Here is a 15,318-nt window from a genome sequence, read left to right as displayed (position 1 = left end):
ATGACCGACACGATCTTCCCGCTCGAACCGACCGCCGCCGATGCGCAGGCGGCCATCAAGGACGAATTCGCCTTCTTCGGCGACTGGTCCGAACGCTATCAGTACCTGATCGACCTGGGTCGCAAGCTGCCGACGTTTCCGGACGACTGGAAACGCGAGGAGCACCGCCTGCTCGGCTGCCAGTCGATGGTCTGGATCGTGCCCGAAGGCGATGCGGCAAAGCTGGATTTCCATGCCGTCAGCGATTCGGCGATCGTCTCCGGACTGATCTTTCTCGCCCTGCGCGTGTATTCGGGTCGCTCGGCCGCGGAGATCCTGGAGACCACGCCGGACTACATCGCCGACATCGGCCTGGCCAAGCACCTCTCGCCCACCCGCAGCAACGGCCTGGCCTCGCTGCTGGCCTTCATCCGCGAGACGGCCGCCAACGCAAAGTGAACGACGGCCCGACCCCTTCCGCCTTCTCGCTGCTGCGTAACCGCGGCTATGCGGCGGTGCTGGCGTACCGCATCTGCGCGCTGCTGTCGTACCAGATCGTCGCCGTCACCGTCGGTTGGCATATCTACGAACTGACCCGCGACACCTTCTCGCTCGGCCTGGTGGGCCTGGCCGAAGTCCTGCCGTTCTTCTGCGTCGCACCGTTTGCCGGCTATCTGGTCGACCATCTGCCGCGGCGGCGCGTAGGCATGGTGGCGTGCGCCGCGCTGGCGACCACCGCCGTGATCCTGGTGGCCGTGTCCGCCGGCTGGCTGCCTTTCAACGGGACGTGGCCGATCTATGCGGCGATCGCGCTGACCGGCATGGCGCGCTCGTTCCTCAGTCCCGTCTACAACGCGCTGTTCGCCAAGGTGCTGCCTCGCGAGGATTTCGTGCGCGCAGCCGGTCTGGGCAGCGTGATCTTCCAGGCCGCACTCGTCACCGGGCCGGCGCTGGGCGGCGTGCTGGTGGGGTTCGGCGGCAAGACGCTGTCGTACGCCATCGCCGTGGTGTTCGCCCTGCTGGCCGCCACCGTGCTGGCCCGGCTGAAGGTGGAAGAGCCCGGGCCGCCCGCCGTGAGCCTGCCGGTGTTCGCGAGCATCGCGCAGGGCGCGCGCTTCGTGCTGAGCAACCAGATCATGCTCGGCGCCATGGCGCTGGACATGTTTTCCGTGCTGCTCGGCGGCGTGGTGGCCATGCTGCCCGCCTTCATCCACGACATCCTCCACTACGGCCCGGAAGGCCTGGGCATCCTCCGCGCGATGCCGGCAGCCGGCTCGGTCTGCGTGGGCCTGTGGCTGGCGCGCCACCCGCTGCAGAAACACGCCGGCCGCGTCCTGTTGTTCGCGGTGATGGGTTTCGGCCTGAGCGTGATCGCGTTCGGCCTGTCGCGCAGCTTCTGGTTGTCGGCGGGCATCCTGTTGTTCTACGGCATGTGCGATGGCGTGTCGGTGGTCGTCCGCTCGACCATCCTGCAGCTGTCCACGCCGGACGAGATGCGGGGGCGCGTGTCGTCGATCAACGGCATCTTCGTCAGTTCGTCGAACGAACTCGGCGCGTTCTACGCCGGCACGATGGCCAAGCTGCTCGGCCTGGTACCCGCGGTCATCATCGGGGGCTTTGCGATCCTGTCCGTTGCCGGCGTCACGGCATGGAAGGCGCCTCGCCTGCGACGCCTCGACCTGCGCGAGCTCCAGTAGCCGGCAAGCCGTATCCGGAAAAAGAAAAACCCCGCCGAGGCGGGGTTTTCCATATCAGGAGAACGCGGAACTCAGTCGCCCTGCTGCTTCTGCAGGTGTTCCCAACGCTCCTGGGCGTCGATGGTGCGCTCGGCGGTCAGGCGCGCTTCGAGGCGATCCAGGCCGATTTCTTCACCGGTGTCGACGCAGTAGCCGTAGTCGCCACCTTCCAGGCGCTTCAGCGTGCTGTCGATCTTGCCGATCAGCTTGCGGTAGCGGTCGCGGGTACGCAGTTCCAGCGAGTTCTCGGTCTCGCGGGTCGCGCGCTCGGCTTCGTCGCCGATGTCGCGGACTTCATCCTTGAGGTTCTCGATGGTCTGCTTGGATTCCTCGACCAGGTCGCCACGCCACTGGAGCAGGCGCTGGCGGAAGTACTCGAGCTGCAACGCGCTCATGTACTCCTCTTCGGGCGAGGGCTTGTAGCCGGTCGGCACGATCGGGCGACCGGTGGCTTCGTCGGTCTTGTAGGGCACTTCTTTCACCTTGCCGCGCACGACCGGCGCGGCAGGCTTGGCGGCCACGGCCACCGCGACCTTGCCCACGGGGCGAGGAGTGACGGCGGGACGGGTGCTCACGGGAGCTGCGGCGGGGGTCGGCGCTTTGGCGGATTTGCTAGTTGATTTCGGGACTGGCACAGGCTTCGGGGGGGACGGAACCTTGGCGGCGGGAACCGGAGCCACGGCAGCTGCCTTGGGGGCAGGCGCCGGAGCGGGGGACTTGGTCGCAGCCGCGGTGGGGGCGGACTTTGCCGGAGCCGGCTTGGCGGCAGGCTTCGGTGCGGGCTTGGCAGGAGCGGGCTTCGTGGCTTTCGCCGGCGCCTTCACGGGCGCAGCCTTGGCGACGGGCGCCTTGGCGGCCGGTACGGGCTTCTTGGCGGGTGCGGGCTTGGCCGCCGCTTTCTTGACCGGTGCGGCCTTCTTCGCCACCGGCTTGGCAGCCGGCTTCTTCACCGGTGCCGCCGCCTTCTTGGCGACAGGCTTCTTGGCGACAGGCTTGGGAGCCGCCTTCTTGGCCGCCGGCTTCGGGGCCGGTTTCTTGGCAGCAGCCTTCTTCACGACAGGCTTCTTGGCGACGGTCTGAGCGGGTTTCTTGGCGGCCTTGGCGGCCTTCTTCGCAGGTTTCTTTGCAGCCACGAACAGCGCTTCCTTGTTCTTCCCGAGCATCGGGAAAGCGCGCTTTTATAGCCTACCCGGGAGGCAGCGGCAACCCGACGGGGTATCATCGGGCACATGCTCTCCCGCCTGCTCATCCTGTTGCTGAAGGGATACAAGCGCTTCATCAGCCCGCTGCTGGGCCCTCGCTGCCGCTTCGTGCCCTCCTGTTCGGAGTACGCCATGGAGGCGATCGGCCGGTTCGGTCCGCTGAAAGGCGGCTGGCTGGCGATCCGCCGGATCGGCCGCTGCCATCCGCTCCACCCCGGCGGCCACGATCCTGTACCGTCGTCGTGCGGCCACGCGCACGCCCCCTCCCCCCGCCCTTCCAGGAACCCCTGATGCCCGCCACCGTCATCGTCAACGCCCGCCTGGTCAACGAAGGCCGCGTCACCGAGGGTGACCTGCGGATCGAGAACGGCCGCATCGCCCGCATCGCCGCCGAGATCCGGCCCCAGGGCGAGGACACCGTGATCGACGCGGCCGGACGCCTGCTGCTGCCGGGGATGATCGACGACCAAGTGCATTTCCGCGAACCGGGCATGCCCCACAAGGGCGATATGGCCACCGAATCGGCCGCCGCCGTGGCCGGCGGCCTGACCACGTTCATGGACATGCCCAACACCAGCCCGCCGACGCTGGACGCCGCGGCGCTGGAGGACAAGTACCAGCGGGCCAAGGGCCGCGCCTGGGGCAACTACGGCTTCTACATGGGCGCCAGCAACGACAACCTGGAAGCGATCCGCACGCTGGACCCGAAGACCGCGCCGGGCATCAAGGTGTTCATGGGCGCCTCCACCGGCAACATGCTGGTCGACAACCCCGACACGCTGGACGCGATCTTCCGTGAGGCGCCGACGCCAATCATCACCCACTGCGAAGACACGCCGATGATCGACGCCAACCTGGCGGCGTTCCAGGCCAGGTACGGCGATGCGCTCAGTGCCGAGCACCACCCGGACATCCGCAGCCGCGAGGCGTGCATCAAGTCCACCCGCCTGGCGATGTCGCTGGCGCGCAAACACGGCACCCGCCTGCACGTGCTGCACATCTCCACCGCCGACGAGCTGGCGCTGTTCACGCCCGGCCCGCTGGTGCACGCGGATGGCGCGCGCAAGCGGATCACCGCGGAAACCTGCATCCACTTCCTGCGCTTCGACCGCGCGGACTATGCGGCGCTGGGCAACCTGATCAAGTGCAACCCCGCCATCAAGGACGCCAGCGACCGCGAGGCGCTGATTAAGGCGCTGGTGGACGACGTGATCGACGTGCTCGCCACCGACCATGCGCCGCATACGCTGGAAGAGAAGGAAAAGCCCTACGTGCAGGCACCGTCCGGCCTGCCGCTGGTGCAGTACGCGCTGGTCGCCGCGCTGGAGCTGGTGCACGAGAAGCGCATGGACGTCACCCGCGTCGTGCAGAAGTTCGCCCACGCGCCCGCGCAGCTGTTCGACGTGAAGGAACGCGGCTACCTGCGCGAAGGCTATTTCGCTGACCTGGTCCTGATCGATGACGAGCCGTTCACCGTGAAGCGCGAAGACGTGCTGTCCAAGGTGGGCTGGTCGCCGTTCGAGGGCCGCACCTTCCATTCGCGGATCGGCGCTACCTGGGTCAACGGCCGCATGGTCTGGAATGGCGAGCATCTGGTCGGCACGCCGAACGGCCAGCGCCTGGAGTTCGCACGTTGAAGGCGGCGGTCGCGGCGCTGCTCGCCGCGATCTGCATGGGCGGCATGCCGCGCGTGGCGGCGCAGGACGCCTTGATCGCGCCGGCGACCGACCAACGCGTGATCTTCCCTACTAGCGTGTCCCAAGGAGCGTTGGTCTTCGGCAAGGTGCCGCCCGGCAGCTCCGTGCACTATGGAGCACGGACGCTGCGGGTCAGCGGCTATGGCACCGTCGTATTCGGTGTCGGTCGCGACGAACAGGGACCCATACGGATCGGCGTGATCCTCCCTGGCCCTCCCCGCCACGATGTCGCGGAGCTTGTCGCCGAAATCACCGTCACCCCGCGTGATTGGCCCGTCGAGCACGTCAATGGCGTGCCGCCGAAGACCGTCAATCCACCGCCCGAGATCGCCGCCCGGATCGAGCGTGAACAGGCGCTGGTGACCGCCGCGCGCCTGCGCGATGACGAACGCACCGACTTCGCGGTGCCGTTCCAATGGCCCGTGGAAGGCCGCATCAGCGGTCGGTTCGGCAATGCGCGCGTCTACAACGGGCAGCCCGGCGCCGGCCACTCCGGGATGGACATCGCCGCGCCGACCGGCACGCCGGTGAAGGCGCCGGCCGGTGGCGTCGTGACGTTCGCGGCGCCGGACCTCTACCTGACGGGGGGCACGGTGTTGCTCGACCACGGGTATGGCATCAGTTCGAACTTCCTGCACCTGTCGCGCATCGACGTGAAGGTGGGCGACCGCATCGAACCCGGACAGGTGATCGGCGCCGTCGGCGCCACGGGCCGCGCGACGGGGCCGCATCTGCATTGGGGGATGAACTGGTTCGATACCCGCATCGACCCCCTGCTCGTTCTCGAACGCGGGAAGTAGAAACCCGTTGTTCGCCCCACGGACGCGCTGCGGCGCGTTGATGGCCCATGACGCTTCTGATGCTGGTGGGCGCGGTTCGACGTGCGCATCGACCCGCTGCTTGTGCTCGAACGCGGGAGATGACCCACCCTGCTGTCGTGGGAGCGACGTGAGTCGCGAAGCTTTGGCTTTGAGAGCGATCGCGACTCACGTCGCTCCCACATCCGGCAACCGAGGCCTCAGTCGTTGCAACCGCTCACACGGGCAACCGCGTCGTGCGGGTGGAGGCTCTCGTAGTGCGCCACGGTGGCGTCGTAACGGGCGATGCGCGGATCGCCGGCGAGCACCGACGCCACGCGCCGGGCAGCGTCTTCGCAGAACATCAGGTTTTCGGCATTGAGCCGGGCGAAGGCCTGCTCGTCCACGCGCTTCACCGCGGTCTGTACCGGCGTGGCCAGTGCGGCCTCGAGGGCATCGACCAGCGCCACCAGCGGGAGTTCGTCGAACTGCGGTCGCAACTCGACGCGCACGCTGGCCCGGCTGCGCTGCGCATGCGGCGTGGCGGCCAGGCCGCGCTCGGAAGCGAGCCAATCGTGCACCACGTTGACCGACAGCGGATGCGCCGCCGCGAAGTCCTCCGCGAACCGCTCGGCATTGGCCTGGCGCGACAGCGCGGCGGACGCCGGGCAGGTGCTGGAATATTCGACCGCGAACGACAGCGCGAGCACGAGATGGCCGTCGGCCAACGTCGCCTCGATCTCGACCGGGTACCGCTTCCAGCCGGCGTAGTCGCTCTCCAAGGCCTTGCGTTGCAGCAGCGCCTCGTAACGGATGCGCAGGCGGGCCTGCGTCGCCAAGCCTGCCTGGGAATCGACGCTGGTCTGCAGCAGGTGGCGCAGGCCCGCGGGAGTGATGGCTTCGCGCGCCAAGCCGTCCTGCAGCTCCAGGTAGAGCCGCGACATGTGGATACCGCGCGCATCGGCGTTGGCCAGGTTCACCGACAGGTCGACGCTGGCCGCCACCTGCAGCTGCCCACCCTGCCCGTCCGGCATGCGGACCGGCAACGCGATGTTCTCCATGCCGACCCAGTCCAGCGGGCGCGCCAGCGGCACGCGCTGGTGTGCGACGTCAGGCAGGTCGGCGCGAGGCGCCACGGGGAGCGAGGAAGTCATCGTCATGCACGGGGGAGTGGATGCCGCGCATTGTACCCCCTGCCCCGAATCGCCAGATGAAACAGTCCGTTACGATGCATTCCGCAGGCTATCGCGACGATAGGCGGCGCTTTCAGTCGCCGCGTGCGGCACGCCAGCCGGTAAACAGCAGGGCGGCCCGCGATGGCAGCGGCGCGGGTTCGCCGCGGCGGGCGAAGCGATGCAAGCGCCCCTGTGCGTAGGCCGACAACAGGCGACGCTCGCGGGCGCCCCGGCCAGGCGGCCACCCTTCGCTGAGCGACACAGACCATGCGCGCAGGCTGTCGGCGTCGCTCCTGCCCTGCTGGACGTCCGTCGGAACCGCGGCCGGTCCCACTTCGGTGAGTCGCGCAGCCAACATCTGGGCCACGATCGCCTGTGATACAGGCGCACGTCCGAGTACGCCAGCCTCCACCGCCGCGACCGCCTCCCCGTAATGCGAAAGGGAACCGAAGGCCGCATCCGCACTCACAGCGCGCGCGCGCGCATCGGTCAGCGTCGGCAGCGCGTCGGCCAACCGCGCCCAGTCGGCACGCACGGGCTCGAGGCGACGCCCCAGCGGATGGCGCGAGCGCTGCGTGGCCCAACCGCGCAGTTCCTCGCCCCACCATGCCAGCTTGGCATCCGCCGGCAGCGGATCGCCCGCGATGTTCAGCACATCGTCGAACTCCTGCAACAGCGCGAACCAGGCCACGGCCACGTCCCGGCGCGACGGCGCGACGAACACCTCCGCCACCGTCCATTCCGGCCAGCGCACGCGCCATTTTTCCAGGAAGCTGTCGAGGGCGGCGGAATCGGACATGCGGTGGGGCTCTGTGGGAGCGACGTCAGTCGCGACCGTGTACGGGTGCTCGCAGCCAACGGAGGACTGCGGTTGCGGGGTTCGCGACTTACGTCGCTCCCACAACACGTCTTTGCGCAGGCCATGCCGACGGCTCGATGAGGGCCCCAGGCACCTCGACCATCACGTCTGCCAACCAGAGCGCAGGCTCCTCATGCGCCTGCCGATACCCCCACAACGCCGCGATGGACGGCATACCGGCGGCACGCGCGGACTGGATGTCGCGCTCGTCGTCGCCCACGTACACGCAGTCGCCGATGGCGATGCCGATGCGCTCGGCCGCGACCTGCAGCGGCAGCGGATGCGGCTTCTTCTCGGCGAGCGTGTCGCCGCCGATCAGCACGGCGCAGCGTGTCTGCCAGTCCAACTGCGGCAGGATGTCGCGCGCCAGGTACTCGGGCTTGTTGGTGACGATGCCCCAAGTGCTGCCCGCTCCCTCCAGCGCGGCCAGCATCTCGGCGACGCCGTCGAACAAAACGCTGTGGCGACCCAGCTCTTCCTGGTAGATCGCCAGGAACTCGGGAACCATCGCCTCGCGGGCTCCCTGCTCCATCTCCGGAAACGCGGCGGCGAGCATGGCCCGCGCGCCCTTGGATACGTGCGGTCGCAGGACCTCCAGCGTCATCGGCCCGACCGCGCGCGATGCACGCATGCGGTTGGCGGTGGCCAGCATGTCCGGCGCGCTGTCCAGCAACGTGCCGTCCAGGTCGAACAGCGCCGCGCGCGGGAACCCCACGGCGGTCACGCCTTCACCGCGCTGGCGAGGTAATTCACATCGGTGCGCGACGACAGCCGCGCGCGGTGGCGCCACGGCTCATAGGCCAGTCCCGTGACATGCTCGAGCTGGAACCCCGCTTCACGCAGCCAGGCGGCGAGTTCGGAGGGGCGGATGAACTCCTGGTAGTGGTGCGTCCCCTTGGGCAGCAGGCGCGCGATGTACTCCGCACCGACGATCGCCAGCGCAAACGCGGCAGGCGTGCGGTTGAGCGTGGAGAGGAACAGCCGGCCGCCGGGCTTCAGCAGCGCATGGCAGGCGCGGATGATCGACGCCGGATCCGGCACGTGCTCCAGCATTTCCATGCAGGTGACGATGTCGAAGCTGCCGGGTCGCTCTTCGGCCAGCGATTCCACCGAACGCAACTGGTAATCGACCTGCACGCCGGATTCCAGGCGGTGCAGTCGCGCCACCTTCACCAGTTCGGGCGCCAGGTCGATCGCGGTGACCTGCGCGCCTTCCCGCGCCAGCGCTTCGCTCAGCAACCCGCCGCCGCAGCCCACGTCGAGGGCGGTGGCGCCGGCTAGACGGGCGCGGTCGCGCACGTACTGCACGCGGACCGGGTTGAGCGCATGCAGCGCCTTCTGGGGACCATCGGGGTCCCACCAGCGGTTGGCGAGCGCGCCGAACTTGTCGAGCTCGGCCTGGCTGAAATTGTCGTCGCGGGGCGCAGTCGTGGTCGTCATGGGGTCATTGTAGATCGGACCCGGCCATGACGCCGTCACGCACGGCTCAGGACAGGCGGATGCCGGCGATCCGCTCGCGCCACTGGCGCGCGTTGGCGATCACGCCGTCGATGTCGATATCCACCAGCGTGCGCTGCAGCAACTTGGCCCTGCCGGCGATCCAGACGTCGCTGACCTGCTGGCGACCGGTCGCGTAGATCAGCTGCGACACCACGTGATGGAGCGGCTGGGTTTCCAGTGCGGACAGGTCGACGCAGACCAGATCGGCCTGCTTGCCCGGTTCGATGGAGCCCACCTGGTCGTCGAAACCGATCGCCTTCGCGCCACCCAACGTGGCCGCACGCAGCGCGGAAAAGGCATCCAGCGCGGCGGCATCCTGCGCCACTGCCTTGGCCAGCAACGCGGCCGTGCGGGTCTCGCTGAACATGTCCAGGTCGTTGTTGCTGGCGCAGCCGTCGGTGCCGACGGCCAGGTTCACGCCGGCGCGCTCCAGCGCGCAGGCCGGGCAGAAACCGGACGCGAGCTTGAGGTTGGATTCGGGGCAATGCACCACGCTGACGCCGCGCTCGGCGCACAGGTGGATTTCAGCTTCGGTGAGCTGGGTCATGTGGATCGCGATCAGGCGGTCGTTGAACAGGCCCAGCCGGTCCAAGCGCGCGATCGGGCGCTGCCCGTACTGCTCGATGGACTGTTCGACTTCCTGCGCCGTCTCGTGCAGGTGCAGGTGCACCGGCACGTCCAACTGGTCGGCCAGCATCCGCACGCGTTCGAAGTTGGCGTCGTTGACGGTGTACGGCGCATGCGGAGCGAAGGCGGTGGCGATCAGGGCATCGTCGCGCCACTGGTCGTGCACCTCGCCGGCCTTCTCGAAGTACTCGTCGTCCGAGGTCGCCCACGCGGTGGGAAAGTCGATCACCGGCAGGCCGACACGCGCACGGAACCCGTAGCGCTTGTACGTGGCCGCCTGCACATCCGGGAAGAAGTAGTTCTCGTTGACGCAGGTGGTGCCGCCGCGGAGCATTTCCGCGATCGCCAGGGTGATGCCGTCGGCCACGAAATCGGGACCGATCACCGCGCCTTCGATCGGCCAGATGTGCTGCTGCAGCCACACCTTCAACGGCAGGTCGTCGGCGACGCCGCGCAACAGCGTCATCGGATTGTGCGTGTGCGCATTCACCAGTCCGGGAATCAGTGCAGCATCCGGGCGCGACACCGTCTCGCGAGGCGCGAAGCGAAGCCGCGCGTCCTGCAGCGGCAGGATCGCCACGATGCGGCCACCGGTGACGGCGACCGCATGGTCTTCCAGCACGACCCCGTGCGGGACGACCGGCACCACGAAGCCGGCTTCGATCAACAGGTCGCAGGCTTCGGGGGTGCGGTCGCTCATGGGGCCTCGGCTCAGAATCCCAGCGTGTAGCTCAGGCCGATGGCGCCGGCGCCGAACAGCAGCCAGCACAGCAGCATCAGGGCCAGGGCACGTCCATAGCCCAGCCGCGGCACGCTGGGGAACAGCCGCGGCAGGGTCGCGTTCCAGCACAGCATCACACCCAGCCCGGCGATCAATACGCCGATGGCCCAGACGCCGAGATAGAGCGCGAGCTGTTCCATCACTTCACGCGGCTGACGTATTCGCCGGTGCGGGTGTCGACCTTGATGACCTCGTCCTGGCCGACGAACAGCGGCACGCGCACGACGGCGCCGGTTTCCAGCGTGGCCGGCTTGCCGCCGGTGCCGGCGGTGTCGCCCTTCACGCCCGGGTCGGTCTCGGTGATCTTCAGTTCGACGAAGTTCGGCGGGGTCACCTGGATCGGGTTGCCGTTCCACAGCGTGACCACGCAGTCCTCTTCGCCCTTCAGCCACTTCTCGGCGCCGCCCATGCCGGCCTTGTCGGCCTGCACCTGCTCGAAGGTCTCCTGCTGCATGAAGTGCCAGTACTCGCCATCGGAGTAGAGGTACTGCATGTCGGTGTCCACCACGTCCGCCGCCTCGACCGAGTCGGTGCTCTTCATGGTGATTTCCTGCACGCGACCGCTCTTGATCAGGCGGTACTTCACGCGGGTGAAGGCCTGGCCCTTGCCCGGCTTGACGTACTCGGTGTCGCTGATGACCGCCGGGTCGTTGTTGATCAGGATCTTCATCCCGTTCTTGACGTCGTTCATGCCGTAACTGGCCATGGGTAAACTCCTTGGGTAAGACAAACCCGCCGCGGAACACGGCCGGCCGGATAGAATGGGGAGCCCGCCGGACCCGGCGGGTGCTTGTTTCCAGACCCGACATGATAACCGCAGCCCCCGACCCCCGACAGCCTGCCGCGCTGCAGCCCGCCCGCTGGCAGCAGGCCCTGAGGGAGGCCGTGCGCGATCCGCGCGAGCTGCTGGGCCTGCTGGGACTGGCGTCCCTGGCGCCGCGCCTGTCGGACGCCGCCGCGGCGCAGTTCCCCCTGCGCGTGCCACTAGGCTTCGTGGCGCGCATGCGACATGGCGATCCGCACGATCCGCTGCTGCGGCAGGTACTGCCGCTGGACGACGAGATGACACCGGCCTCCGGCTACGGCCTGGACGCGGTCGGCGACGGCGCGGCCCGGACCGGGACCGGCGTCATCCAGAAATACCGTGGGCGCGCCCTGCTGGTCGCCACCGGCAGTTGCGCGATCAACTGCCGCTACTGTTTCCGGCGCCATTTCCCGTACGCGGACGAGACGGCGGCCCGCGATGGCTGGCGCGAGGCCGTGGACCTGATCCGCCACGACCCGACGATCGAGGAAGTGCTGCTGTCCGGGGGCGATCCGCTGTCGCTGTCCAACGGCAAGCTGGCCGAACTGACCGACGCCCTGGCCGCCATCCCGCACCTGCGCCGCCTGCGCATCCACAGCCGCCTGCCCATCGTCCTGCCCGAACGCATCGACGATGGCCTATTGGCTTGGCTGGCCGCCCTGCCCTGGCCGGTCGCCCTGGTGGTGCATGCCAACCATGCGAACGAATTCGACACGGCCGTCGACGCCGCGCTGGGCCGACTGCGCGGAGCCGGCGTGCACCTGCTGAACCAGGCCGTCCTGCTCAGGGGCGTGAACGACAGCGTGGACGCGCTGGCCGCATTGAGCGAACGCGGGTTCGCGGCCGGCGTGCTGCCGTACTACCTGCACCAGCTCGACCGCGTCGCCGGCGTGGCCCACTTCGAAGTCGACGATGCGCAGGCGCGCGCCCTGCATGCCGCGCTCGCCTCACGCCTGTCCGGCTACCTGGTGCCCCGGCTGGTGCGCGAAGTCCCCGGCGACACCGGCAAGCGCCCGCTCTAGGCCGCGCAACCTGCGACGGCGCGCCGCATCTGCGACGCCCGCATTGGACGCTCCGCGCCCCTTCGTGTATTAAACCCGCACCCCTGGCGGACCCGCTGCATGCAGATCGGCAAAGACACCACCCTTCGATTGACCCTCGTGGACGACAGCGCCGAGGACGCCGAGGCGATCGTCTCCGCGCTGCGCAACGGCGGCATCGCCGTCCGCCCGCTCCGCCCGGTGGACCCGGCCGAACTGGCGCAGATGGTCGCCTCCCAGCCGATGGACCTGCTGCTGGCCTCGCGCTCGGCCAAGGGCATTCCGCTGGCCACCGTGCTCTCGCAAGTGGATGCCAGCGGCAAGGACATCCCGGTGATCGTGCTGGCCGACGGCCTGGCCGAGGCCGACCTGCTCGCCGACCAGGCCGCCGGCGCGCGTGCCAGCGCCTTGCGCGGGCGCTTCGACCACGTGCTGACGGTGCTGCGCCGCGAATGGGGCGACCTGGACGCGCGCCGCTCCCAGCGCCGCCTGGAAGGCCAACTGCGCGAGACCGAACGCCGCTGCGATGCGCTGATCTCGTCCTCGCGCGACCCGATCGCCTACATCCATGAAGGCATGCACATCCGGGCGAACGACGCTTACCTGGAAATGTTCGGCTTCGAATCCTTCGAGGACGTCGAAGGCCTGTCCCTGCTGGACCTGGTGGGTCCGCAGTACGTCAACGACTTCAAGGCCCTGCTGAAGAAGCTCAGCAAGGGCGAACCGCCGCCGCCGCGCTTCGAGCTGGAGGCCCGCAGCATCGACGGCGACAGTTTCCCGGCCACGCTGGAGTTCGCCACCGCCACCTACGAGGGCGAGCCCTGCGTGCAGGTGGTGTTCCGCCGCCGCGAAGAGTTCGATCCGGAGCTGGCGCGCGAGGTCGAGGACCTGCGCCAGCGCGACATGGTCACCGGCCTGATGAACCGCGCCACCTTCCTGCGCGAGCTGGAGACCGCCGTGGCCCAAGTCGCGCGCGGCGAGGACCAGTACGCCCTGCTGCTGCTGGAACCCGACCACTACCAGCGCCTGCTGCAGGACATCGGCATCGACTCGGCCGACGCCTTGGCGGCCGCGCTCGCGGCCCGCCTGTCGGAAAAACTCGACGACGCCTGCACCGCCGCCCGCTTCGGCGAGCGCACCTTCGCCGTGCTCCTGCGCGGCAACCATGCGCATACCGCCGCGCTGGCCGACAAGCTGCGTGCGGCGTATGCCTCGCACGTGTTCAACGTGGGCGAACGCTCGGCGTCGGTGACCACCAGCATCGGCGGCGTGCAGATCGGCGAGAAGATCGCCAGCGTCGGCCAGGTGCTGACGCGCGCGACCGACTGCCTGCAGGCCGCCACCAACCTGGGCGGCAACCGCATCGAGATCTTCGACCCCGGCGCCGTGGACCGCGCCGAGGAAGAGCGCGTGCAGAACTGGGTCCAGCGGATCCAGGAAGCGCTGCAGGACGGCAGCTTCCGCCTCTACTTCCAGCCCGTGGTCAGCCTTCAGGGCGAGCCTGGCGAGGTGTACGAGGCCCTGCTGCGGCTGGAGTCCAACGGCGAGGTCGTGCTGCCGCAGTCCTTCATCGGCATCGCCGAGGACAACGGCCTGCTGGACGACATCGATCGCTGGGTCGTGAACCGTGCCATTGAAGTGCTGGCCGAACGCAAGCGCGCCGGCCACGACACCCGCATGGTGGTGAAGGTCAGCCCGGCATCGTTCGCCGACAACCGGCTGCTCGACCTGATCGCCCGCCAGCTGGCGGCGCTCGACGTGCCCGGCGACCGTCTCTGGCTGCAGACGCCGGAAGCCAAGGTGTTCACCCACCTGCGGCATGCGCAGGCCTTCCAGGCCGCCGCGGCGAAGCTCGGGTGCCAGGTGGGCCTGGAGCACTTCGGCGCGGGCCTGGATTCGTTCCAGCTGCTTTCCCACTTCCAGCCGACCTTCCTCAAGATCGACCGCGTCTTCAGCGAAGAACTGGGCAAGACGGCGGAACACCAGCAGAAGATCCGCGAGATCGCCGAGCGCGCACAGGCACTGGGCATCCTCACCGTGGCCGAGCACGTCCAGGACGCGGCCACCATGGCCTTCCTGTTCACCACGGGCGTGGATTACGTGGAAGGCAACTTCCTCGCCACGCCGGGACCGGCGATGAACTACGACTTCGGCTGAGCCTGGCGCACTGCCTGAAAAAAAGAAACCCGCCGGAAGGCGGGTTTCTCGTTGATCAGGCCGATGAAGCGGCTCAGGCGAAGGTACCCTGCTGCGCACGCAGCGCGGCGATGCGCTCTTCCAGCGGCGGGTGGCTCAGGAACAGCTTCTTCATGCCCTGGCCGATGCCGCCGGCGATGCCGAACGCCTCGACCTGGGCCGGCAGCGTGCTGGGACGCTGCTGCTGCGACAGGCGTTCCAGCGCGGAGATCATCTTCTGGCGGCCGGCCAGCGATGCGCCGCCGTGGTCGGCGCGGAACTCGCGACGACGCGAGAACCACATCGCGATCATCGTGGCGAACAGGCCGAACACCACTTCCAGCACCATCACGATGATGTAGTAGCCGAAGCCGCGGCCGCCGCCTTCGCGGTTGCCGGAGAGGAAACCGTCGACGATGCCGCCCACCACGCGGGCCAGCACGATGACGAAGGTATTCAGCACGCCCTGCAGCAAGGCCATGGTGACCATGTCGCCATTGGCGACGTGGCTGACTTCGTGGCCGAGCACGGCTTCAGCCTCGTCGCGGCTCATCGAGCGCAACAGGCCGGTGGACACCGCCACCAACGCGTTGTTGCGGTTGGCGCCGGTGGCGAAGGCGTTGATCTCCGGTGCGTCGTAGATGGCGACCTCGGGCATGCCGATGCCGGCCGCCTGCGCCTGGCGCTGCACGGTGGTCACCAGCCAGCGCTCTGCGTCGTTGCGCGGCTGCTCGATCACTTGCGCGCCGGTGGCGCGCTTGGCCATCCACTTGGAGGTCAGCAGGGAGATCAGCGAGCCACCGAAACCGAACACCGCGGCCATCACCAGCAGGCCGCCCATCTGGTTCGGATTGACGCCCAGCAGGGACATGACGATGCCCGCCAGGACCAGCACGGCGAGGTTGGTGGCAAGGAACAGCGCGACACGCGTGAACACGACAGAAG

Annotated in this window: 16 protein-coding genes; 7 read left to right on the top strand and 9 right to left on the bottom strand. The window is 68.6% G+C overall.

Annotation, left to right across the window (positions count from 1 at the left end):
* Positions 1 to 438, top strand: a complete 438-nt coding sequence (locus tag BLT45_RS08440; RefSeq protein WP_093297364.1) for a SufE family protein — start codon at positions 1 to 3, stop codon at positions 436 to 438.
* On the top strand, positions 435 to 1,676 hold the full coding sequence (locus BLT45_RS08435; protein ID WP_093297362.1) for an MFS transporter: 1,242 nt from the start codon (positions 435 to 437) through the stop codon (positions 1,674 to 1,676). The genes BLT45_RS08440 and BLT45_RS08435 overlap by 4 nt, the downstream gene beginning before the upstream one ends.
* A gap of 71 nt (positions 1,677 to 1,747) precedes the next feature.
* On the opposite strand, the gene dksA is transcribed toward BLT45_RS08435, so the two are convergent.
* Positions 1,748 to 2,848 carry an RNA polymerase-binding protein DksA gene (gene dksA, locus BLT45_RS08430; RefSeq protein WP_093298760.1) on the bottom strand — a complete coding sequence of 367 codons (1,101 nt, stop codon included), beginning with the start codon at positions 2,846 to 2,848 and terminating at the stop codon, positions 1,748 to 1,750.
* A 96-nt stretch (positions 2,849 to 2,944) separates the two neighbouring features.
* Here dksA and yidD point away from each other — a divergent pair, with 96 nt between their 5' ends.
* Genes yidD through BLT45_RS08415 form a run of 3 tightly spaced genes read left to right on the top strand, consistent with a single transcriptional unit; the run spans position 2,945 to position 5,414 of the window.
* Positions 2,945 to 3,208 carry a membrane protein insertion efficiency factor YidD gene (gene yidD, locus BLT45_RS08425; RefSeq protein ID WP_093297360.1) on the top strand — a complete coding sequence of 88 codons (264 nt, stop codon included), beginning with the start codon at positions 2,945 to 2,947 and terminating at the stop codon, positions 3,206 to 3,208.
* On the top strand, positions 3,208 to 4,554 hold the full coding sequence (locus BLT45_RS08420) for a dihydroorotase (protein WP_093297358.1): 1,347 nt from the start codon (positions 3,208 to 3,210) through the stop codon (positions 4,552 to 4,554). The genes yidD and BLT45_RS08420 overlap by 1 nt, the downstream gene beginning before the upstream one ends.
* Positions 4,555 to 4,598: 44 nt before the next feature.
* Positions 4,599 to 5,414 carry a M23 family metallopeptidase gene (locus tag BLT45_RS08415; RefSeq protein WP_254771850.1) on the top strand — a complete coding sequence of 272 codons (816 nt, stop codon included), beginning with the start codon at positions 4,599 to 4,601 and terminating at the stop codon, positions 5,412 to 5,414.
* A 218-nt stretch (positions 5,415 to 5,632) separates the two neighbouring features.
* Here BLT45_RS08415 and folE2 read toward each other — a convergent pair whose 3' ends face one another.
* The 7 genes from folE2 to efp form a co-directional block, all read right to left on the bottom strand.
* Positions 5,633 to 6,565 carry a GTP cyclohydrolase FolE2 gene (gene folE2 / locus BLT45_RS08410; protein ID WP_217629538.1) on the bottom strand — a complete coding sequence of 311 codons (933 nt, stop codon included), beginning with the start codon at positions 6,563 to 6,565 and terminating at the stop codon, positions 5,633 to 5,635.
* 112 nt (positions 6,566 to 6,677) lie between these two features.
* Positions 6,678 to 7,385, bottom strand: a complete 708-nt coding sequence (locus tag BLT45_RS08405) for an isoprenoid biosynthesis enzyme family protein (protein WP_093297352.1) — start codon at positions 7,383 to 7,385, stop codon at positions 6,678 to 6,680.
* 88 nt (positions 7,386 to 7,473) lie between these two features.
* Entirely contained in the window at positions 7,474 to 8,169 is a 696-nt protein-coding gene (locus tag BLT45_RS08400; protein ID WP_254771813.1) for a phosphoglycolate phosphatase, read from the bottom strand.
* Complete coding sequence (gene ubiG / locus BLT45_RS08395) at positions 8,166 to 8,885, bottom strand: bifunctional 2-polyprenyl-6-hydroxyphenol methylase/3-demethylubiquinol 3-O-methyltransferase UbiG (RefSeq protein WP_093297350.1); 720 nt, start codon at positions 8,883 to 8,885, stop codon at positions 8,166 to 8,168. Before ubiG ends, BLT45_RS08400 begins: the two co-directional genes overlap by 4 nt.
* A gap of 46 nt (positions 8,886 to 8,931) precedes the next feature.
* Positions 8,932 to 10,272, bottom strand: a complete 1,341-nt coding sequence (locus BLT45_RS08390; protein ID WP_093297347.1) for a TRZ/ATZ family hydrolase — start codon at positions 10,270 to 10,272, stop codon at positions 8,932 to 8,934.
* An 11-nt stretch (positions 10,273 to 10,283) separates the two neighbouring features.
* Positions 10,284 to 10,493: a hypothetical protein gene (locus tag BLT45_RS08385; RefSeq protein WP_093297345.1), complete on the bottom strand. Its 210-nt coding sequence runs from the start codon at positions 10,491 to 10,493 to the stop codon at positions 10,284 to 10,286.
* Complete coding sequence (gene efp, locus BLT45_RS08380; RefSeq protein ID WP_093297343.1) at positions 10,493 to 11,059, bottom strand: elongation factor P; 567 nt, start codon at positions 11,057 to 11,059, stop codon at positions 10,493 to 10,495. Before efp ends, BLT45_RS08385 begins: the two co-directional genes overlap by 1 nt.
* 101 nt (positions 11,060 to 11,160) lie before the next feature.
* On the opposite strand from efp, the gene epmB reads away from it, so the two are divergent.
* Together epmB and BLT45_RS08370 are read left to right on the top strand one after the other, a co-directional pair.
* Entirely contained in the window at positions 11,161 to 12,180 is a 1,020-nt protein-coding gene (gene epmB / locus BLT45_RS08375) for an EF-P beta-lysylation protein EpmB (protein ID WP_093297341.1), read from the top strand.
* A gap of 99 nt (positions 12,181 to 12,279) precedes the next feature.
* Complete coding sequence (locus BLT45_RS08370) at positions 12,280 to 14,355, top strand: EAL domain-containing response regulator (RefSeq protein WP_093297339.1); 2,076 nt, start codon at positions 12,280 to 12,282, stop codon at positions 14,353 to 14,355.
* A gap of 73 nt (positions 14,356 to 14,428) precedes the next feature.
* On the opposite strand, the gene htpX is transcribed toward BLT45_RS08370, so the two are convergent.
* Positions 14,429 to 15,310 carry a protease HtpX gene (gene htpX / locus BLT45_RS08365; RefSeq protein WP_093297337.1) on the bottom strand — a complete coding sequence of 294 codons (882 nt, stop codon included), beginning with the start codon at positions 15,308 to 15,310 and terminating at the stop codon, positions 14,429 to 14,431.
* Positions 15,311 to 15,318: the final 8 nt, after the last annotated feature.

This window comes from Pseudoxanthomonas sp. CF385 (assembly GCF_900104255.1).
In the GTDB taxonomy this organism is placed as follows: domain Bacteria; phylum Pseudomonadota; class Gammaproteobacteria; order Xanthomonadales; family Xanthomonadaceae; genus Pseudoxanthomonas_A.
The sequence above is the reverse complement of the archived record's forward strand: the minus strand, read 5'-3'. Positions and strand labels throughout refer to the sequence as shown.

What these genes read in the sequence shown, in the direction of transcription:
- BLT45_RS08440 (WP_093297364.1), top strand. Translation starts at nt 1, where the DNA reads ATGACCGACACGATCTTCCCGCTCGAACCGACCGCCGCCGATGCGCAG.
- yidD (WP_093297360.1), top strand. Translation starts at nt 2,945, where the DNA reads ATGCTCTCCCGCCTGCTCATCCTGTTGCTGAAGGGATACAAGCGCTTC.
- BLT45_RS08420 (WP_093297358.1), top strand. Translation starts at nt 3,208, where the DNA reads ATGCCCGCCACCGTCATCGTCAACGCCCGCCTGGTCAACGAAGGCCGC.
- BLT45_RS08415 (WP_254771850.1), top strand. Translation starts at nt 4,599, where the DNA reads ATGCCGCGCGTGGCGGCGCAGGACGCCTTGATCGCGCCGGCGACCGAC.
- folE2 (WP_217629538.1), bottom strand. Translation starts at nt 6,565, where the DNA reads ATGACTTCCTCGCTCCCCGTGGCGCCTCGCGCCGACCTGCCTGACGTC.
- BLT45_RS08405 (WP_093297352.1), bottom strand. Translation starts at nt 7,385, where the DNA reads ATGTCCGATTCCGCCGCCCTCGACAGCTTCCTGGAAAAATGGCGCGTG.
- ubiG (WP_093297350.1), bottom strand. Translation starts at nt 8,885, where the DNA reads ATGACGACCACGACTGCGCCCCGCGACGACAATTTCAGCCAGGCCGAG.
- BLT45_RS08390 (WP_093297347.1), bottom strand. Translation starts at nt 10,272, where the DNA reads ATGAGCGACCGCACCCCCGAAGCCTGCGACCTGTTGATCGAAGCCGGC.
- BLT45_RS08385 (WP_093297345.1), bottom strand. Translation starts at nt 10,493, where the DNA reads ATGGAACAGCTCGCGCTCTATCTCGGCGTCTGGGCCATCGGCGTATTG.
- efp (WP_093297343.1), bottom strand. Translation starts at nt 11,059, where the DNA reads ATGGCCAGTTACGGCATGAACGACGTCAAGAACGGGATGAAGATCCTG.
- epmB (WP_093297341.1), top strand. Translation starts at nt 11,161, where the DNA reads ATGATAACCGCAGCCCCCGACCCCCGACAGCCTGCCGCGCTGCAGCCC.
- BLT45_RS08370 (WP_093297339.1), top strand. Translation starts at nt 12,280, where the DNA reads ATGCAGATCGGCAAAGACACCACCCTTCGATTGACCCTCGTGGACGAC.